This is a genomic window from Flavobacterium sp. CAU 1735, from assembly GCF_039888695.1.
Taxonomy (GTDB): Bacteria; Bacteroidota; Bacteroidia; order Flavobacteriales; family Flavobacteriaceae; genus Flavobacterium.
Genome location: NZ_JBDQQQ010000010.1, coordinates 61,743 through 82,590, shown reverse-complemented (window position 1 = coordinate 82,590; position 20,848 = coordinate 61,743). Strand labels below are relative to the sequence as shown.

Annotated in this window: 17 protein-coding genes; 4 read left to right on the top strand and 13 right to left on the bottom strand. The window is 37.5% G+C overall.

The features are described 5' to 3' along the window. Positions 1 to 30: 30 nt before the first annotated feature. From AAFN64_RS17210 to AAFN64_RS17185, 6 genes are all read right to left on the bottom strand, one after another. A complete protein-coding gene (locus AAFN64_RS17210) occupies positions 31 to 1,218 on the bottom strand; it encodes a phosphoglycerate kinase (RefSeq protein ID WP_347761418.1) in 1,188 nt (395 codons plus the stop codon). 182 nt (positions 1,219 to 1,400) lie between these two features. Beyond that, positions 1,401 to 1,910: a hypothetical protein gene (locus AAFN64_RS17205; RefSeq protein ID WP_347761417.1), complete on the bottom strand. Its 510-nt coding sequence runs from the start codon at positions 1,908 to 1,910 to the stop codon at positions 1,401 to 1,403. 66 nt (positions 1,911 to 1,976) lie between these two features. Then, the gene (locus AAFN64_RS17200) at positions 1,977 to 2,993 is read right to left on the bottom strand and encodes a T9SS type A sorting domain-containing protein (protein WP_347761416.1); all 1,017 of its coding nucleotides are present in this window, start codon (positions 2,991 to 2,993) and stop codon (positions 1,977 to 1,979) included. Between the two features lie 96 nt (positions 2,994 to 3,089). Then, positions 3,090 to 3,773 (bottom strand): hypothetical protein, encoded by a 684-nt coding sequence (locus AAFN64_RS17195; protein ID WP_347761415.1) that lies wholly within the window; start codon positions 3,771 to 3,773, stop codon positions 3,090 to 3,092. Next, positions 3,774 to 4,469: a LytTR family DNA-binding domain-containing protein gene (locus AAFN64_RS17190; RefSeq protein ID WP_347761414.1), complete on the bottom strand. Its 696-nt coding sequence runs from the start codon at positions 4,467 to 4,469 to the stop codon at positions 3,774 to 3,776. Next, entirely contained in the window at positions 4,466 to 5,521 is a 1,056-nt protein-coding gene (locus tag AAFN64_RS17185) for a histidine kinase (protein WP_347761413.1), read from the bottom strand. Before AAFN64_RS17185 ends, AAFN64_RS17190 begins: the two co-directional genes overlap by 4 nt. A gap of 132 nt (positions 5,522 to 5,653) precedes the next feature. On the opposite strand from AAFN64_RS17185, the gene AAFN64_RS17180 reads away from it, so the two are divergent. Both AAFN64_RS17180 and AAFN64_RS17175 read left to right on the top strand, forming a co-directional pair. After that, a complete protein-coding gene (locus AAFN64_RS17180) occupies positions 5,654 to 6,802 on the top strand; it encodes a DNA polymerase III subunit delta' (RefSeq protein ID WP_347761412.1) in 1,149 nt (382 codons plus the stop codon). Between the two features lie 5 nt (positions 6,803 to 6,807). Continuing rightward, positions 6,808 to 7,194 carry a DoxX family protein gene (locus AAFN64_RS17175; protein ID WP_300488711.1) on the top strand — a complete coding sequence of 129 codons (387 nt, stop codon included), beginning with the start codon at positions 6,808 to 6,810 and terminating at the stop codon, positions 7,192 to 7,194. Positions 7,195 to 7,254: 60 nt separating this feature from the next. Here AAFN64_RS17175 and AAFN64_RS17170 read toward each other — a convergent pair whose 3' ends face one another. The 6 genes from AAFN64_RS17170 to AAFN64_RS17145 all read right to left on the bottom strand — a co-directional run bounded on the left by AAFN64_RS17170 (position 7,255) and on the right by AAFN64_RS17145 (position 17,139). Further along, positions 7,255 to 9,531: a helix-turn-helix domain-containing protein gene (locus AAFN64_RS17170; RefSeq protein ID WP_347761411.1), complete on the bottom strand. Its 2,277-nt coding sequence runs from the start codon at positions 9,529 to 9,531 to the stop codon at positions 7,255 to 7,257. A 79-nt stretch (positions 9,532 to 9,610) separates the two neighbouring features. Beyond that, entirely contained in the window at positions 9,611 to 10,180 is a 570-nt protein-coding gene (locus tag AAFN64_RS17165; RefSeq protein WP_300488716.1) for an OmpH family outer membrane protein, read from the bottom strand. Between the two features lie 250 nt (positions 10,181 to 10,430). Further along, positions 10,431 to 11,291, bottom strand: coding sequence for a class I SAM-dependent methyltransferase (locus AAFN64_RS17160; protein WP_347761410.1), 861 nt, complete (start codon positions 11,289 to 11,291; stop codon positions 10,431 to 10,433). A 134-nt stretch (positions 11,292 to 11,425) separates the two neighbouring features. After that, a complete protein-coding gene (gene mnmG / locus AAFN64_RS17155; RefSeq protein ID WP_300488722.1) occupies positions 11,426 to 13,303 on the bottom strand; it encodes a tRNA uridine-5-carboxymethylaminomethyl(34) synthesis enzyme MnmG in 1,878 nt (625 codons plus the stop codon). Between the two features lie 109 nt (positions 13,304 to 13,412). Continuing rightward, the gene (gene ybeY, locus AAFN64_RS17150) at positions 13,413 to 13,832 is read right to left on the bottom strand and encodes an rRNA maturation RNase YbeY (protein ID WP_347761409.1); all 420 of its coding nucleotides are present in this window, start codon (positions 13,830 to 13,832) and stop codon (positions 13,413 to 13,415) included. Continuing rightward, positions 13,825 to 17,139 carry a DUF4175 family protein gene (locus AAFN64_RS17145; protein ID WP_347761408.1) on the bottom strand — a complete coding sequence of 1,105 codons (3,315 nt, stop codon included), beginning with the start codon at positions 17,137 to 17,139 and terminating at the stop codon, positions 13,825 to 13,827. Before AAFN64_RS17145 ends, ybeY begins: the two co-directional genes overlap by 8 nt. A gap of 873 nt (positions 17,140 to 18,012) precedes the next feature. Here AAFN64_RS17145 and gltX point away from each other — a divergent pair. Together gltX and AAFN64_RS17135 are read left to right on the top strand one after the other, a co-directional pair. Then, the gene (gltX, locus tag AAFN64_RS17140; RefSeq protein WP_347761407.1) at positions 18,013 to 19,524 is read left to right on the top strand and encodes a glutamate--tRNA ligase; all 1,512 of its coding nucleotides are present in this window, start codon (positions 18,013 to 18,015) and stop codon (positions 19,522 to 19,524) included. A 77-nt stretch (positions 19,525 to 19,601) separates the two neighbouring features. Next, a complete protein-coding gene (locus AAFN64_RS17135; RefSeq protein ID WP_300488734.1) occupies positions 19,602 to 20,579 on the top strand; it encodes an SPFH domain-containing protein in 978 nt (325 codons plus the stop codon). A gap of 32 nt (positions 20,580 to 20,611) precedes the next feature. On the opposite strand, the gene AAFN64_RS17130 is transcribed toward AAFN64_RS17135, so the two are convergent. Then, positions 20,612 to 20,848, bottom strand: a complete 237-nt coding sequence (locus AAFN64_RS17130) for a DUF6327 family protein (RefSeq protein ID WP_347761406.1) — start codon at positions 20,846 to 20,848, stop codon at positions 20,612 to 20,614.

Here is a 20,848-nt window from a genome sequence, read left to right as displayed (position 1 = left end):
TTTTGTTTAAATATTGTTAAAAATGGCAATTTATTCCAAAATGGCCGCGATTCCGGGCAATGTTTTCCCTTCCAGCATTTCCAACATTGCTCCTCCACCGGTGGAAACATAGCTCATTTTCGGTTCCAATCCAAATTGTTTTACTGCAGCTACAGAATCACCACCGCCTACAAGTGAAAAAGCACCGTTTTTAGTGGCTTCGGCAATAAAGTTTCCAAGGGTAATGGTTCCTTCTGCAAATTTTTCCAATTCAAAAACACCCAATGGTCCGTTCCATAAAATTGTTTTTGAGTTTTTGATTACGTCTTTTAACGCTTCCAATGATTTTGGTCCCACGTCCAATCCCTGCCATCCATCCGGAATCTGATTTACATCAACAATTTGGGTATTGGCTTCGTTTGAAAAAGCATCAGCAGCCACTACATCTACCGGAAGGTGAATTTGTACATTCTTGGCTTTGGCTTGTTCTATAATGTCTAATGCTAATTCCAGCTTATCGTCTTCACAAATGGAATTTCCGATATGGCCGCCCAATGCTTTGATAAAGGTAAAGGTCATTCCGCCACCAATAATCATATGGTCAATTTTATCCAGGATATTCTCAATTACGGTAATTTTAGACGATACTTTGGATCCGCCCAAAACAGCCGTTACCGGTTTTTCGGCTTGGTGTAGTACTTTGTTTAAACTTTCGATTTCTTTTGCCAACAGGAATCCGAAGCATTTGCTTTCCGGGAAGAACTGGGCAATAATCGTTGTTGAAGCATGCGCTCTGTGTGCCGTTCCGAAAGCATCATTCACATAGATGTCTCCCAGTTTGGCTAGTTTTTTAGCAAATTCCACATCGCCTTTTTCTTCTTCGGCGTGGAAACGCAGGTTTTCCAATAGCAATACTTCACCCGGTTTTAAGTTGGCTGCCGCATTTTCGGCTACCGAACCAATACAATCGGATGCAAATGTTACCGGAACACCTAATACCTCAGCGGTTTTTGCTACAATATGTTTTAATGAATATTTTTCTTCTACGCCTTTCGGACGTCCTAAGTGGGACATCAGAATAACGCTTCCACCCTCATTTAAAATTTTATCGATCGTTGGTTTGGCTGCTTCGATACGGGTTGCATCGGTTACTTCGAAATTTTCGTTAAGCGGCACATTAAAGTCAACACGGATAATCGCTTTTTTATCTTTAAAATTAAAATCTGTAAGGGTTTTCATTATATTTTCTTTGTTGATTGTTTGTTTAATAATCTACAAATATAGTATTTTTATTTTTTATGCCCTTTTTTCTATTTTATTTAAATTTTTTAAGTGGGTAAATGCGTAATGTTTATTTATCCGAGCCGAAATGCGGCTTTTACTGCGGAAATGATTTTTGAAAAGAAATGCGTAATTCCCGGTTATTCGTTTTCTTTTTCGAGATAGCAAATCGCCAGATTGGGATGCATCGGGAACGAAAGGATTTCCCAGTGCGCCGTAGCATCGGTATCTGTGGAAAGCAAATAATGCCTGTCGACAATATCGACCAGTACCATGAGCGGCGTATAAAATGTAATTCCGATTTTATGACGCGACTGGTCGTTGCTATCGGTATTCACAATGTCGAGTTTATAATTTACAAACGGCAAATAGGAATTTCCCAGCGCATCCTGCAACTCGTAGATGTTTCCTTTAAGCTGACGGATATAGGGTTCGGCCGCCATTCCGGTTAAAAAATGCAGCTTTTCGGCTTTTTCATTTTCGTATAACAACTCCCGAAAAGTCGGTTTTGGATTTTCCGGATTATTGTACAACTGTTGTTGCATCCGGTATTCCCGATAGGTATCTTCAAAAACATACTTTTGCCAGGTCACAGTGGTGGAGCTATCGATCACCAATCGGAAAGCCATTCGGATTTTAGAAAACTTCATCTTACAACGTGTTAAAGCAAAAAAGAAGATACCGTTTCGAGTATCTTCTTCTGTTTGCCTGAGTTATTATTGGACTATCATTTTTTTACTTTCTGTGAAAACACCGTTTTCATTTTCTATTATAACTCTGTAAATATAATAACCGCTACTCAGACTTTTTCTGCTGATCAACAAATAATTGGTTCCTGCCGGATACTCCTCATTTATGGGTGTATCGATGAGTCTTCCGGTAAGATCGTATAATTCCATTTTTACTTTTGAATAGGAATTTAACTCCAGTGGAATTTTGGTGCTATCGGTAAATGGATTCGGAAAATTCTGACTTAACTGGAATTCAGAAATAGCAACATCCTCAATTCCAAGCGTCGGTCCGGCTACAAAAATCGTATGGGATAACGTAAAGCCTTCGGCGATGCTTCCGGTAACCGCACCAAGCTCGTTGGTAACGCCATCCGAAAAAACATTATCGGTTGCATTGTATGTATAACCCGACATTCCTTTGGTATAACCATAACTCGTAGCCGAATTCACCTGAACCACCGCACTGTTAGCTCCTTCCGGGAAAGCAATTTGGGTGATCAGAAGTGAGGTTCCGGACGCATTGTAAATATGCACGTGAATATGCGTCGCTCTTCCGGTATACCATCCCGGAAAAATGGAGGTATAACTAACAAGTCCGTTAGCATCAGTAGTTTGTCTTCCTCTTAAAAAGTGGTTGGTTGTATAATTGGTTGGTTGCATACCGGTTCCGCCATATTCGGAATAATTACCGTCTTTATCGCAATGCCAGATATCGACAATAGCACCGGAAAAAGCATTGCAATTTCCATTGACATTTTTTACGGTAATATTAATCGTAAAAGGAACACCGGTACGGTCGCCAATAATGTTGGTTCGTACCCATGAAGCCGGCGAAATAGTTGGAAAAGGTCCTGCCGTTTCACTGTTGGTCACACTACACGCCAATGCGGCTGTTTCTTCCGGCATTTCTTTTTCGGTACCCATAGCACGCAAAAGTGATGGTGCCGCAGCAACCATTCCAAGGAAACCCAGACTGTTTTTTAAAAATACTTTTCTTTCCATACTCTTTTAGCTTTTTCGTTACTCAAAATTAAATTTGTTAACAGGGAAAGCCAAAAAAATGAGGTAAACTGTTTTTATTTTGCGGTAAATGTCATTTTAAGCATAGCATTCGAACAGCAAAAGCATACTGTTTTCGGCAAGCGATTCGAATTCAATGGTTTCGGAGGCATCGATAGCCAGGCCATCGCGGTTTTCGATGAGTCGGTTCTGAAATTCGAAAGCGCCGTTTAGTACAAAGGCAAAAATACCGTTGTTTTTATTTTGCGGAATATAGACATCTTCTTTCCGTCCGTCGAATATTCCGATGCGCATGGCAAAATCCGGATGTTCGATAACGTGTAACATTTCGTTCCTTTGATTCAAATCAAACGAAAATAAAGCCAACTCCAATTCCGCTGTTGTTTTGAAACGAATTTGAAGGTAATTCACCTGTCTGTTTTCGTAGGGATTCTGTAACGCAAAACCTTGTCCATCGGAAGCAGAAAAAAAATAACATTCCTCGATGTGGATAAAATACGTTCCGGAAGCCGTTATACAATCGATCGCACCAGCTAACGGAACAATCAGAATACTTTGATTATCGGCAACGGAATACCGAACTGTTTCTTTGGCCGCCAGCATTTCTTCGTTCAACACCTCTAGCAAATGATACGGTTTCCGGCTTTCCTCCTGATAGGTTTCAAAGTTAAAAGTGGTCAGACAACGATGGATATCCGTTTCAAAATGACCTCTCAAATGCGCTTTATAGATTTGCGCCTGTTGTTGTATGAATTTTGTCATTTACCTGTTTTCTAAAATTTTAAAAAAATCAGCTTCGTAGGTGGCGCTAACCGGTATTTCCTCTTTATCGATAAAAATGATTTTACTTTTCACCCGATCGATTTTGGATAACGAAACGATAAACGAACGATGCACTCTAAAAAAGGCATCCGTCGGTAATTTCTCCAGAATGCTTTTCATCGTCATTCGAGCCACCACGGTTTTCTGATTCCGGATATGGATTTTCAGATAATCGTCGAGACCTTCAATAAACAGGATTTCGGTAACCGGAATTTTTATCAGACTATAATCCGCGCGAATAAAAAGAAACTGCGAATCGGTTGCCGTATTTTTCTGATCCTGTACCAACTGGCTTTTAGCTTTTTCAACCGCCTGTTCAAAGCGTGAAAACGAAAACGGTTTTAGCAGGTAATCCGTAGCGTTGAGCGTAAAACCTTCCACTGCAAATTCCGAATAAGCCGTTGTAAAAATCACACTGATTTTATGGGGTACTTTTTTAAAAAAATCAATACCCGAAATCGATGGCATATTGATATCGAGAAACAGTAAATCCGTTGGATATTTTTTCAGGTATTTTAATGCTTCGTCCGATCGGGTAAATGTTTTTTTCAATTCAATGCCTTCGATCTGGTCGCAAAAACTTTGCAACACTTCCAAAGCAGGCGGTTCATCGTCGAGTGCTATAGCGTAAATCATAATTCGAGCGTTAGTACGGTAGTATAACTTTCTTTTGTTTCGGTAATTTCCAGATCGTATTTATCGGGATAAAGACGTTCCAGTCGTTCCATCGTGTTTTGCAATCCCATTCCTTTTTCGGTTTGAACCGAACTGACTTTTTTATTAAAAACCAACAATTGCAAAGTCGTATCGTTAATTAGAATCTGAATCCGGATTTCCGAATTCTCATCCGGATTTACCCCATGTTTAAAGGCATTTTCGATAAACGAAATCAGAAGCAACGGTGTAATTTTCTTTTCGAAATGTCCTTCCGGAGCGTCATACCCAATCGCAACGGTATTCCCGAGACGCGATCGTTGCAATTCGATATAATTGTGGATATAATTTAATTCCTTATCCAATGCAATGGTATCGTCGTGTGCATCGCGGATGATATAGCGCATCAGTTCCGAAAGCTGCACAATGGCATCGGCGGTACGATTATCTTTCCGAATCGCCAATGCATAAATACTGTTGAGTGTATTAAACAAAAAGTGCGGATTGATTTGCGCTTTAAGCAATGAAATTTCAGCCTGCATTTTATCGCGCTCCACATGTTGCAATCTTGTATTAATTGATAAGAAAAGACTTGTTAAAACACCAATTAAATAAATCAATACCGTATTAAAGTGTTCATTAGGTTTTTGCATCGGACCGGGTCCAAATCCGGGTTTTGGTCCCGGCGGATGAATTGGTTTTGGGCGTGCCATTCTTTCGATATTAAAAAGATCGATATCCGGTTTGTCGAAAAAATGAGAGGTAAAAAGCAATACGATCAGAAAAACAAAAAGCAACACAAAATAGAGCGTCTTCTTATTTGAAAAATAAAGCTTTGGAATAAAATAGTAATAGTTCACATAGAAAAAAACGAGCAAGCCTACATAAACCGAAAAGTACGTCCGGTCGTGGCCATTATGAAGAATATCCGGAATCCGGATAATACTCGTTTGCGAAGATAACAGATACGGCAATACCAGAAATGACAGGCAAATGCAAAAGTGGTAGGCATAAAACGAAATCTTCTTTTTCATTTTTCTAACAGTTAACCTATCAAAAATACAGTTATTTGATTGAAGCGATAAATAATTGCGGTAAATAATGCAATTTTTGCGGTGAGCGAGAAAGCTGTTTTTACTGTTGGTGTTTTATTCTATATTTGCTCTATGCTATTTTCAGAAATTTTAGGACAAGCCCATATTAAAAGCCATCTGACCAAAAGCGCCGATTCCGGACGCATCCCACATGCACAGCTTTTTGTTGGTCCGGAAGGATCGGGTACACTGGCGATGGCCATTTCGTATGCCCAATATATTTTATGTTCCAATACCAACGGAGAAAACACTTCGGGAAATGAAGCCTGTAATCTGAAATTCGAACATTTTTCACATCCCGATTTGCATTTTGTATTTCCGGTTTCGACCAATGACGAAATAAAAAGTCACCCGGTAAGTGCCAATTTTCTAAAATACTGGCGTGAGTTTGTAACCCAAACACCCTACGGTAGTCTTTTTGATTGGTATAAAACTATTGGGATTCAGAACAAACAGGGACAAATTGGTGTAGACGAAGCACAGGAAATTGTAAAATCCTTATCGCTCAAAGCCTACGAAGGCGGTTATAAAGTGATGATTATCTGGATGGCCGATAAAATGAATATCGCCACGTCGAACAAACTTTTAAAATTACTGGAAGAACCACCACAAAAAACGGTATTCCTATTGATCACCGAAAATGAAAACGATATCCTGCAAACGATTTTATCCCGTTGTCAGGTATTGCATTTTGGCGGACTTCCGGAAAGTATTATCGCCGACGCTTTGGTTTCACGTGAAAAAACAGACGAAAAAGCGGCTTTTAAAATAGCGCACCAAGCACAGGGAAATTATAATAAAGCCTTACAATTGCTACACAAAACCGAGGACGATTATCCGTTTGAAGCCTGGTTTGTACAATGGGTACGGGCAGCGTTTCGCGCCAAAGGAAATGCAGCGGCGATTCAGGATCTGATTTCCTGGAGTGAGTCTATTGCCGGAATTGGTCGTGAAGCACAAAAACAATTTTTGCATTTTTGTATTGAAATGTTCCGTCAGGCCTTATTACTCAACTACCAATCCCCTTCCCTGGTTTATATAGAACCAACGGTTGAAAAATTTAAACTGGAGAATTTTGCACCTTTCGTAAACGGTAACAATATCAACGATATTTTTAAAGAATTGTCGGATGCGATTTACCATATTGAGCGTAACGGAAATGCTAAAATTATCCTGACCGATTTATCGATAAAACTAACACGTTTAATTCATAAAAAATAAACACCATGACGAATACGGAAATTTTCGGAATTTTAATTCTGGCTTTTTTGGCCATCACTTTTTTACAATCCGGCTATGATAAAATTATGGACTGGAAAGGAAACGTAGCATGGCTTAAAGGTCATTTTGCACAAACATTTATCAAAAATCAGGTACCGCAATCGCTTTTTTTAATTTTAGTACTGGAAGTAATTGCCGGCGCTTTATGTGTTATCGGAATTGCGCAACTGGTAATGAACGGTGTAACGACATTTGGTCATTATGGTGCGACTTTTTCCTGCGTTACGCTATTGTTTTTATTATTCGGACAACGTATTGCGAAAGATTATGACGGTGCGCGAACCATTGTAATTTATTTTATTCCAGCTATTTTAGCGGTTTACTGGTTATAAGAAATTACTTTCTTTTTTAAAATATTACACCTGTCAGGTTTTCGAAACCTGTCAGGTGTTTTAGTTTTTAAGTAAAACGGCTTTATACAAGCGAAGTTCTTCCCAGCTAAATTCGTCGCCGTATTTTTCTTTTATTTCTCCCAATCCTTCTCCGCTATATTCTTTAAAAGCCGATGCCAGTTTTTTGAGTTTATCCTGTGGCAAAACTTCCGAAATTTCAATTGCTTCCATCTGAATCAGTTTCGAAAAATGGGTATATACCGTACCTACGGTAAGTTTTCGGATTCCCGCAATTTCAGCAATCGAAAGGTTTTGTGACCACAGTTCCAGCGTCTCTTCGTAGGTTGATTTTTTCGGTTCTTTTGTTTTTTTCTTTTTGGATGTATACCGTTCGATATCGTCTTCATCCTCGATAAGCGTAACCGCTGTTTTGCGCAAGGCTTCCCGGATAATTTCTATTTTATCCTGTTTGTATTTTTGCAAGTACGGCGACACCAATACTTCTTTTGATATTTCTTTGTTTTCCAGAACGGCACGTACCAATAATTTGACTTTTAGCAATCGTAAAACCGCGTTGGTCTGCAGTTCTTCCAGTTCTGACAATTCTTCAAAAAAGGCTTTTACTTTTTTTAGCCGTTTTATTTCCTCTATTTTCCAGTACAGCTCAAACGTCAGCTCATCCAATTTCGGGAAAAAATAATCGAATGCTTTGTTGATTCGCTCTTCGATAAAAGTGAGATCGACCGGCTCCTGCTGAAATAATTTTGTTAACTGCGCAATAAATTTTTGCGACGGTTCCCGTAATTCATGTACGGCCAATGACTGTTGTTGCGCCCATACCTTCGACTGTCCTTTAGGCGATTTTCCGGTTTCAGACAAATAGGTTTGCTGGTGCTTACTCCATTGCGTGGCCAGTTCGTGCCAGTTAAAACTGTCTTTCAGATAATTAAGCAAAAAAACACGTGTTTCGGATACCAATTCTCCTTCCAGTTTTTCGACCGAAACCCTACTTTGTGCATAATCCATCACATCGGCGTCGTTGGAAATACCATTCATTTGTATCGCAGAAAGCAAAATAAGCCCTTTTAACGAACGCAAACGCGAAAGAGCAACATAGGCCTGTCCGGGTAGGAAAACCTGTGATACATCGAGCGCTGCTTTGTCGAACGTCAAACCCTGGCTTTTGTGTACGGTAATCGCCCAGGCCAATTTGATCGGATAATGCGTAAAAGTGCCTAAAATCTCTTCTTCGATTTCCTTTGTCATCTCGTCTACATAGTAGCGGATGTTTTTCCATTCATAGCGTTCGACTTCAATGGTTTTATTTTCTTCCGGAAAATGCACAAAAATTTCGCGGGGCGAAATCGATTTTACAACGCCCATTTTTCCGTTAAAATATTGCTTTTCAAACGAAAGATCATTTTTCACAAACATAACCTGTGCGCCAACTTTTAATTTGAGCTGTTCTTCCACCGGATAAATCTTATCCGGGAAGTCACCTACAATTTCCGGTTGAAAGGTATATGCTTCTCCATCGAGCTCCGCCAAGGCATTACTGTTTATTGCATCGGCTTTAGCATTGTGCGTGGTAAGCGTAATAAAACCGGGATTCTTTTTAAAATCGAAATTCGGCTGAACATATTGGTTTAAAATAGCCAGGTCATTTGTAGTGACGGTATTGTTTCGCAGGTTGTTTAAAACGGAAATAAATTCGGAATCCGTTTGCCGGAAAATTTTATCCAGTTCGATATACAATGGCGGGTTTTGCTGAATCACATGCGAATGAAAAAAGAATTTTCCACGATAGTAACGCTGTAAGACCGACCATTCTTCATTTTTGATAACGGGTGGTAATTGTAGTAAATCTCCTATAAATAATACTTGAACGCCACCAAAAGGCATTTCATTTCTACGGACTTTACGAAGCATAAAATCCATAGCATCCATGATATCCACACGAAGCATACTGACTTCGTCGATTACCAGCAATTCCATGTTCTGAATTACGGCGCGCTTGGCACCATTCATTTTAAAATGCCGGCTTAAGGTATTTCTATTTTCGAAACGTGAATTTTCGGAAATATACGGATCCGTATTGGCATCCGGAAGAAACGCGGCAAATGGTAACTGAAACATCGAATGTATTGTAACACCACCTGCATTCAAAGCAGCAATACCCGTAGGTGCTACAACAACAGTATTCTTGTGTGTTGTAGTAATGATTTCACGGAGTAGTGTTGTTTTACCGGTTCCGGCTTTACCCGTAAGGAAAACCGACTTTTGCGTTTGGTTGATAAAACGCAATACATAGGCTGCAGCATTCGAAATAGTTTCCATTTGGCGTATATTTAAAAACTAAAAATACAATTATTTATCTGATTTTCAATAAAAAAGCCTTCACAAGGAAGGCTTTTCATTATTTCTTTTCTTCAGTTTTCTCTTCTTTCTTATCGGAAGATTTGTACTTATCGTTTAATTCTTTACTGATTTTCTCCGTTATATCCAGACCATCCTTACCATATAAGATTGAAGCGGCATCACCTGTTCCGTAGATATATTCGTAATTGTTTTTCTTACCGTAGTCTTTGATATATTCTTTAATTCTTTTTACCAAAGAATCCATTTCTTTACCACTTTCCTGTTGCAATGTTTGTAGCATCGCTTGTTGTTTCATACTGATTTGTTGCTCTCTTTTTTGCAACTCAGCTCCTTTTTGTTGTGCCCAGGCCATACCTTTAACTTGTGCGTCTCTTTGAAAATTAGCAGCGTCAGATTGGAATTGTTTGGCTTCACCTTCTAATTCTCTTCCCATCTCTTGCGACTTGGTTTTGTATTTTGACTCAATATCTTTAGCCTCTTGGTTTTCTTCTATCAATTTAGAAGTATCCACATAAGCCGTTTTATTTCCAGAAGCAGTCGTTGCTCCTTCTTTGTTGCAAGAAAACATTGCCAACGCAAGTCCGATAATTAAAAAGGATTTTTTCATTTTATCAATTGTGATTTTTAAAATTTATGTAAAAATAAGAATTCGTATTAAAGTTCCAAAAGTTGTGCGACCTAAAGTTTAAAATAAGATTTTAAACCATTTTTTCAATCTATAAAGTTTTCTTATCTGTTATTTAAAAAATAATAAGAAAATCTTATAAAAAACGGCCTTAAATAAAGCGTTTTAAGCGACTTTTAAAAAATCCCCGATAGATGGCACATTTCAACCTTTGATCGTGGATTATTTAATTCTATTTTAATTTTTCTCTGTTTTTTAGAATGTAAATATGCGATGAATACTCAAAATTTTGCTTTGCAGCTATATTTGATCGCAAACCAATCCAAAAGCCCTTTAAAAAATTCATTTTCCCGTTTTTATATTTTTCAGATAAAAGGGAAACATAAAAACTGTCAAAAAGCATCGGTTTGATTTTTACCAGTTGGATATGTTCACGTCCAAAAAGTTTTTCAATCGAAGTTTTCGAAAAATGCCAAAGGTGACGTGGTACATCATAGGCCGCCCAAAAGGCACCGTAATAATTTGCATCGTATGATTTATAATTGGGAACGGCAATAATTATAGTACCGGTTGGTTTTAATAATCGTTTTAAAGTTGCAATCTGATTTTCTAAATCCGGAACATGTTCCAATACATGCCACATCGTAATCACATCGAACGATTGATTTTCCAATTGTTCTAGAGTATCCGAAAATTGAATTCCTTTTCCGATAGCAATTCCTTTTGCTTTTTCACTTGGTTCAATTCCGATTGCATTCCATCCCTGACTTTGTGCTTCCAAAAGAAAATCACCTGTTCCGGCACCGATATCCAAAAGCGCTCCTCTTTCCGGTTGAAAAGAAGAAATTAATTTTACTTTATCGCGAATGGCTTTTCGTTTGATTAAATGATACACTTTTTCGAATAGCGAACGTTTTCCATCGGTATGCGAAATGTAATCATCGCTTTCATAATAAGACGGTAATTTTTCCAGGCTAGGTTGCGGAGCTGTTTTTAATAATTGTAATTCTTCGTCCAAAAGCAATTCAAAATTTTCTTTGGAAACGGAATGGTCTTTTACTTTTATAAAAACGGTATTATTTGAAAAATTCATTAATGCTAAAAAATTTATTTTTTTAAAGATTCCTTTGTTTATAAGGCTTCGCGGGATAGTTTCACGTGGAACATAAAATAAAAACAGCCAAAGATACTTTATCTATCATGGCTGTTTTTATTTTGTTTAAATATTTATCGTCCCATATGGACCAACAAAACCGAAACATCACTTGGCGAAACACCACTGATTCGGGAAGCCTGCGAAACGGAAACCGGTTTAATTTTCTTTAATTTTTCCCGAGCTTCAAACGAAAGCGATTTTATTTTATCGTAATCGAAGTTTTCCGGAATACGTACATCTTCGAGTCGGTTTAACTTATCGGCGTTATTTTTTTCTTTTTCAATATAACCGGAATATTTTACCTGGATTTCGGCTTGTTCGATTACTTCCAAATCCAATTCGTGTTCGGCTACATATTCTTTTACTTTTTCGAATTTTAAAATATCTTCCAAATCCAATTGCGGACGGGAAAATACTTTAAACATTTTATCCGGTTGCGAAATCGGTGCTGAACCTTTAGATTCTAAAATTGGATTTGCTTCTGCTACTTTTACACTCGTTTCTTTAAAAAACGAAACAAAAGCATCTGACTGACTTTGCTTCTGCTCCATTCGTTTTAATCGTTCATCGGTAGCCAAACCAACTGCATGTGCCATTGGCGTTAAACGGAAATCCGCATTATCCTGTCGTAATAACGTACGGTATTCGGCACGTGACGTAAACATACGATACGGTTCTTCCGTTCCTTTGGTAATTAAATCATCAATCAATACTCCGATATACGCTTCGTTACGTTTTAAAACAAACGGATCCTGATCGTATGCTTTTAAGTGTGCATTCATTCCGGCGATCAAACCTTGTGAAGCTGCTTCCTCATATCCGGTTGTACCATTAATCTGTCCGGCAAAAAACAAGCCCTCAATTAATTTGGTTTCCAACGTATGCTTTAATTGCGTTGGTGGAAAATAATCGTATTCGATGGCATATCCCGGACGGAAGAATTTTACATTTTCAAAACCAACTACCGAACGCAACGCTTTAAACTGTACATCTTCCGGTAATGAAGTTGAAAATCCGTTTACATATACTTCAACTGTATTCCATCCTTCCGGTTCTACAAAAAGCTGGTGGCGTTCTTTATCGGCAAATCGATTGATTTTATCTTCAATCGACGGACAATAACGTGGTCCTAAACTTTTGATTCGCCCATTAAACATAGGCGAACGATCGAAACCTTCACGAAGCAAATCGTGAACCAGTTCCGAAGTGTAGGTCATATGACACGGTTTCTGAACCGTTAATGGTTTTGTGATATCCAGATACGAAAATTTCGAAGGATTCTCATCCCCCGGTTGAATCTCCATTTTCGAATAATCCAGCGAACGACCATCTACACGTGGTGGTGTTCCTGTTTTCATTCGACCCGAAGTAAATCCTAACTTTATCAAATCTTCAGTGATTCCATGAGCAGCACTTTCGCCTGCACGTCCACCACCAAATTGTTTTTCTCCGATATGAATCAAACCATTTAAAAAAGTACCATTCGTTAGCACTACCGTTTTCGCTTTGATTTCGATTCCAAGCGAAGTCCGCACACCGACGATCTTTCCATTTTCGGTTAGAATTCCGGACACCATTTCCTGATAAAAATCCAGATTTGGCGTTTGTTCCAACATCAATCGCCACTCTTCTGCAAAACGCATACGATCGGATTGCACACGCGGCGACCACATAGCGGGTCCTTTCGATTTGTTCAGCATCTTGAACTGGATGGCTGTTTTATCCGATACAATTCCGGAATAACCTCCCAACGCATCAATCTCCCGAACGATTTGTCCTTTTGCAATACCACCCATTGCCGGGTTACACGACATCTGTGCGATGTTTTGCAAACTCATTGTAATCAGCAGCGTTTTGGATCCCATATTCGCGGCCGAGGCTGCCGCCTCGGAACCAGCGTGACCGGCACCCACTACGATTACATCATATTTATCTTGAAATAAACTCATTGTTCCACGTGAAACATTTTACTGTTTCAATTAATTTTAAAAAATATTTTCTACAAAGCTACGTAGAAGTAGAAAACCAAATAAAAACTTTATAAAAGAATTAAGATGTTTAATGTTCCACGTGGAACATAGCAACTTTTTCATCTTCCTTAGCACGCATCAATAGCTCGTCTTTTTCTGATTTATCTTTATAGCCACAGTAATGTAATATACCGTGAATCATCACTCTTTTCATTTCTTCTTCAAAAGAAACATTAAAATCAGCCGCATTATCCCGTACACGTTCCACAGAAACAAATATATCCCCATGTAATTCGTTTCCTACAGTGTAATCGAAGCTAATAATATCAGTAAGCGTGTCATGATCGAGGTATTCTACATTGATTTTATGCAAATACTCGTCGTCACAAAATATATAATTGATCTCTCCTTCGTGCTTGTTTTCCGATTCGATTACAGCAGTAATCCATTCTTCATAAGCTGTCTCATTTTCTAAAGAGAAATCTGTTTCGTAATTAAAACTAATCATCTTTCTTAAAATAGTTTTGAACCTTCTGGTTAAAATTTGGGCGCAAAGGTAAGCTTTGTCGGTTTAAAATTTCAACACTATTCAAATATTCTTTTAAAGCAGCAGGTAATTGATTACCAGAACCATTAAATTCTTTTTTATTGGTTTGCGACTGTCTCTTGTTTTCTTCCCCCTGTTGCTGGATTGCATTATCCAATTTTAATAGTTCATGCTTCAGGTTTAACATCCGTTGTAAGGTTTCGTTTTTAAAACCTTTGTTTAATAGTTGCTTCTCAATATCCTTCATCTGGTTCAGTGCATTCTGACCATTTCCTCCCATTCCTTCTTTTTCCAAAGCCTTTTGTAATGCTTCACGAAGTCGCTGTTGCTCTTTATAAATTTCTAAAATTTCACCCGCAACGCCTTCTCCATCATTCCCGTCTTTTCCATCCGATCCTTCTTTTCCCTCTTTACCGCCTTTGTTCGGTTTTCCATCACCAGGCTTTTCACCTTTTCCTTTTTTCATTCCCTCTTTCATCTTTTCACTCAGCCCTTCCTGCTTTTTGATGATGTCCGGTAATTGCATACCACTTCCTTTACTACCCGGTTTCGGTTTTCCTTTTCCCTGACCGGACGATTGCATTTGCATTTCCATCTGCATTTGGTTCATCACATCACTTAGAAAATCAGCTAATTTATTCGAAGACGTAATCGTATACTGTTGATGCGACACACCACGACCGATGTTATTATCTGTAAAATTGGTTAGCGATTTATCGATGTTGTAATGTACGTTCCCTACTTCACTCGTGATCATTTCGGTGATTTTAGGATTACGCAGTGACATGGCAAAAAGACTATCATCGACATGTTTGAACTGTAATTTTAAATCCTGTTGCTTTTTCAACATCTTATTAAAACCAAGACTTCGATCACCAGACGATTTAAAACTCTTCATCAAACTTTCCTGAGAAAACGAAAAGGCTAATAGATTATCCAGAATCTGACGTAACATTTTAGTGTCTTCTTCCAGCTGGTCCATTTCACCAGATTCCATAGACGACTGCATTTGCTGCGCCATCTTTTTCATTTTCTGAGAAGCCGATTTTTGCTTCGGTTTTGCTTTTGACTGATTTTGCTTTTGCAATTCGTCCGAAGCATTTTTCATATCTTCTTTGATTCCTTTCTCCTCTTCTTTGTTTGAAGGAATATCCATTGGTGCTTTTAAATCCTGATTTTGTTTTTCAAGGTCGCGAAGATCTTCCTGAAGTTTATTAAAATCTTCGTTAATCTTATCCTGATCCTTTTTATTGTTGTCGTTACTATCGGAAAGTTTGTCTTGTTTTTCACTTAACTTATCCAGTTTGTCCGCTAACTGTTCCGCCTTTTTTTCAACATAAAAACGTTTCGTAAGTTCAACCAGCTGCTCCAGATTTTTTGACTGATCCTTTGTATTTTGTTTTAACTTATCAATCTTTTCAAAAAGTTCTTCCTCTTTTAACTTGTTGGTTAATTCATCAAGTTCTTTTAAAAGCTTTTCATTTTTTTCAATTTCCTTTTCATTCTTTTCCAATCGGCGCATCAATTCGTCTTTGAACTCATCCTTTTTTTCCGGATTAAATTGCTCCAGATTGTCTTGCATTTTCTTAGAAAACTCTTTCATCATCTCGTCCTGTTGTTTCTGACGGTTAATGAAATCCTGCACTTTTTTCTGATCTTTAAAATCCAGGTTTGTTTTTTCTTTTCCTAATTTCTGTAATTTATCCAGTTCGGATAATTGCTTATCCTGATTTTTAATTGACTTTTCAAGACTGTTGATATTACTATTTTGTTCCTGTAAAATCTTATCCTCTTTTTCTTCGGCCGTTAATTCACGATGTGAAAAAACAGAAGACTTGGAACTTTTAAAATTATGAATGGCATCATTATCAAAAATTTCAAAATAATAATCGTATTCCACACCGGGTTGAATCGTTAAACCATTTGGAAACGTATATACAAACTGATCAAATGTTTCACGTTTTACCGGAATGGTTCCACGAGAAACCTGATTTGGTTTTTCTTTCGGATAATACACCACGTGTAATTTTGTCAATCCATAATCGTCAGAAACCTGACCAATCACCATATTCTTTTTCAACTTTAACGAATCCGGAGCCAATTGTACCGAAATAGTCGGAAACTGATCTTTAACTGTCGTAATCTGGTACTGTAATTTTTCGTGATCCGTTACCTTTTCATTTGAAGTAAGTATTTGATATTCTGTATTTTGAAGTATTCTTTTGGATAAACTAAATTGATTTTCATTGCGTTTAAACGCATCATTAACCGTAGCATCTTTCCAAACTACTTTACTCGTTGCCAACGCATTAACTTTCCAGGTAATTGATGTTCCTTCCGGTACGATGGCATTACCACTACCTTGAATCAATTCCGGTTTTTTCCCGAGATAGGAAGGAAAGTTCAATACCATTTCAAAATTAGCAATGGTTGGAACCGCCACGACATTTACCTGATAGGTATTCGAAACGACTTCGTTGGCCAACAGTTTAAAATCAGTATTCTTTGTAATCTTTTCAAACTGATATTGAAATACTCCCGGTCGTACCGTTTCTAAATAATAATTTTCATTACCAATGGCAATCATGGCATTTTCGGGAATCACATTTCCATTGGTCTTGACCTGTAGTAAAAAATCCTGACCTTGCTCTGCAGTTAAATTTTTATTGATAATCTGAAAACTAAATGGAGCCGGTGGCGTATATTCTTTTTTGTAATGCACTACCCGATCCAAACTTTCGGTAATCAGATTTGAATTTCCGGAAACCATAAAAAATAATAAAACCAACAACGGGATTATAGCATATGGAAGATACTTGGTATTCTTTTTAAAGTTAATCGCATTCCCAAACGGAACCGGTTTTAACGATATTGCTTTTTGTTCGATCGAAGCCAATAGTAATTCCGATTGATCACTTTGTCCATACAACTGTAAAAAATTAGTCAGTTTATCATTTACTTCCGAAAAGTGATTACCGATAATTAGTGACGCCTGTTTGTAATCGATACCCTTTTGTAATTTGAAAAGTTTAAACAACGGAAACAAAATAAACCGTAGCAAAAAGAAAAGTTCTACCAAAATGAATAGCCAGAACAAGACTGTTCTACCCTTTGGTGAAAGCCATAAAAAATGTTCCACGAGCAACGTGACCATAAAATACAGCAAACCAAAACCGGTAAAAAGAATAATTCCTTTTAGCAATTCGTTCGTATAAAACTTTTTTATAAAGTCTTCAAGCTTTTGAAATATCAGTTCTTTCGTTTCCAAATTATCAAAATTTGTTTATAACCGATAAAATTACAATTTTAATCGAAACAGGAATTAACTATTTTACAGAAGAAACAACGTTTGGAGAGGAAAGAATAAAGAAGGAAGAAACAAGAGAAATGAATTAATTCAAAGAAGTTGTCAACAAACATTAAAATAATAAAAAAAGATCTTTTAAAAATTTTAAAAAATTTGTTTGTTATTATAGCTTGTTAATAGTGGCAATAACTTTTAAATTTTTCTTCTTATTTTGGAGTTATACAATTTTATCCGGTTTTATTAACAGTGTTGTTTATCGATAAAGCTTTAGAAATGAAGTCTTTTCAAAACGTTATTAACAATGGTGGATAAACCGTTTATACTTATTTTTATTAATAAGTTTACTTGTTAATTTCTGTTAATAACTGTTGACTATCTATTAATAATTTCAAAACAAATTTTAAAAAATAGATTTGGTTATTTCATTTGGGTTTTGGATTAGTAAATTTTAGGATACAACCAAAAATCTTTTATAAATTTCTATCTAAAGTTATAAACAATCTATGTTAACTTATAATTAACTGAAAATCAATACTATGTAAATTTGTATTAACATAGCTCATTTTTAATGTTAAAATGATATAAAGTTTACTGATTTACAGGGTTTTATATTGAATAATCAGCAATGCCAATTTGTTAATTACCTTATATACTATAGTGTATTTTGAAGAACGTTACCAATTTGATAAAGCAAAGGTATTTTTATCGGGAATGATTGCGAAAAATACTTTTCACATAGGATAAACAGTAAATGAACCTATTTATAAACAGTATCGGATAAAATAATTCGAAGGAAAAAAGCATAATTGTATCTTTGCGTAAAATTTTTAAAAAATGTCAAAGCCAGTTCGTGTGCGATTTGCACCTAGTCCTACAGGACCTTTACATATAGGAGGCGTTAGAACCGCTTTATTTAATTATTTATTTGCTAAAAAACACGGTGGTACGTTTTACCTTCGGATAGAAGATACCGATCAGAACCGTTTTGTACCCGGAGCGGAAGCATATATTATGGAAGCTTTGGAATGGTTAGGTATTGCACCGGATGAAACAATTGGTAAAAACGAAAAATTCGGACCGTACCGTCAGAGTGAACGTAAAGAACTTTATAAGGGATATGCCGACCAACTTATTAACAGTGGTTGGGCGTATTATGCTTTTGATACAGCCGAAAGTCTGGATAACCTGCGTAAAACAGCCGAACAGGAAGGAAAAACCTTTATCTACAACCATACAGTTCGCGAGCAATTGGATAATTCACTTACCAATTCGGCCGAACAAGTTGCGGAGCGTATTAACAATGGCGAAGAATATGTGATCCGTTTTAAAACACCGGTTGGAGAAACTTTACACCTGAATGACATTATCCGTGGCGATATTAAATTTGATACCAATTTATTAGACGATAAAGTATTGTTTAAAAGTGACGGAATGCCAACCTATCACCTGGCGAATATTGTAGACGACCATTTAATGGAAACGTCACACGTGATTCGTGGTGAAGAATGGTTGCCTTCCCTACCCTTACACGAATTGTTATACAAAGCTTTCGGATGGGAAGCTCCAAAATTTGCACACTTACCCTTGATTTTAAAACCGGTTGGAAATGGAAAACTTTCCAAACGTGACGGAGATAAATTAGGGTTTCCGGTATTTCCATTGGATTGGAACGATCCGGTTTCGGGAGAAAAATCGTCGGGATACCGCGAAAAAGGATTTTTCCCGGGCGCCGTTGTCAACTTCCTGGCTTTATTAGGATGGAACGACGGAACCGATCAGGAGTTATTCACATTGGAAGAATTGGTTGCGAAGTTTGATTTAGGACGTGTACACAAAGCCGGTGCGAAATTCGATCCGGAAAAAAACAAATGGTTCAACCACCATTATCTGGTACAACAATCCGATGCTTCTCTTGCTCTGCCATTTGATGGTATTTTAAAAGAAAAAGGAATTAACAAAGACATCGCTTATGTTGAAAAAGTAGTAGGACTGGTAAAAGAGCGTGCTACTTTTGTAACCGACTTATACGATTTATCGGATTTCTTTTTTGTAGCGCCAGCTGCCTACGATGAAAAAGCCGCTAAAAACTGGAAAGAAGACACCGGTTCGATCATGCAGGAATTGATTTCAGTTGTTGAAAACATTGGTGATTTTACTTCGGTAAACGTTGAAACGATTGTAAAGGACTGGATGACCAAAAATGAGATTGGAATGGGCAAAGTGATGCAACCGTTCCGTTTGAGCCTTGTAGGTGCTTTAAAAGGCCCACATTTGTTCGATATCGTCGAAATGATCGGAAAAGAAGAAACCGTACAGCGAATACAGAAAGCGATTAGTACTTTATAACGACCAAACCTCCTTTATAGGAGGTTTTTTTATAGAATTTCGTATCTTAACCGAATAAACCATTAAAACTACATTTTATGTTTAGTTACGTTATTATTGTTATTCTCGTATTTCTCTTTTTAGCCTCGTTTTTCACGGTTAAACAGCAAACATCCGCGATTGTGGAACGTTTTGGAAGATTCAACAGCATCCGTCATTCCGGATTACAATTAAAAATTCCGGTTATCGACCGTATTGCCGGTAAAGTGAATTTAAGAATCCAACAGTTGGATGTGATCATTGAAACGAAAACAAAAGATAACGTATTCGTTAAAATGAAAGTTTCCGTTCAGTTTAAAGTGATTCAGGATAAAGTATATGATGCGTTTTATAAACTGGAATACCCACACGATCAGATTACGTCGTATGTATTTGACGTGGTACGTGCCGAGGTACCAAAATTAAAACTGGATGATGTTTTTGAAAGAAAAGATGACGTTGCAATTGCTGTAAAACGCGAGTTAAATGAAGCGATGACAACTTATGGATACGATATTATCAATACGTTGATTACGGATATTGATCCGGATATTCAGGTTAAAAATGCGATGAACCGTATTAATGCTGCCGATCGTGAAAAAACAGCTGCAGAATATGAAGCGGAAGCCAGTAGAATCCGTATTGTAGCCAAAGCGAAAGCCGAAGCCGAAAGTAAGCGTTTACAAGGTCAGGGTATTGCCGATCAGCGTCGTGAAATTGCCCGCGGATTGGTAGAAAGTGTGGATGTATTAAATAAAGTAGGAATCAACTCGCAGGAAGCTTCAGCATTAATCGTTGTAACCCAACATTATGATACCTTACAAGCGATCGGATCGGATACGAATTCGAACCTTATTTTATTACCGAATTCACCACAAGCCGGAAGTGATATGTTAAACAACATGGTAGCTTCTTTTACGGCTTCGAATCAGGTTGGTGAAGCGATGAAGAAAGCACAGGGAAAGAAGAAATCGGATGATTCCCACTCCCACAAATCGGATCATAACGATACCACAGCATTTCCGGAAACGGAATAAATAAAACAAAAAAAGCGGCATTAGCCGCTTTTTTATTTGAATAACCGGTTAAAAATAAAACCGATTAAAAGATTTTGAAGTGTTCCCGATTTCGTAAAAAATGAACCTATGGAACGAACCACTCCGGAAGTAAATACTCCTGGTGTAAGGTCATCCCGTGTTTTTTCGACTGCATAGACCAAACGTCTGTAATCCAGTTCTTTCTGTACTTTTAAGATTTCCAGTTCACGGTTGATTTCATCATATGACGAATATTTTTTTCTTTCCAT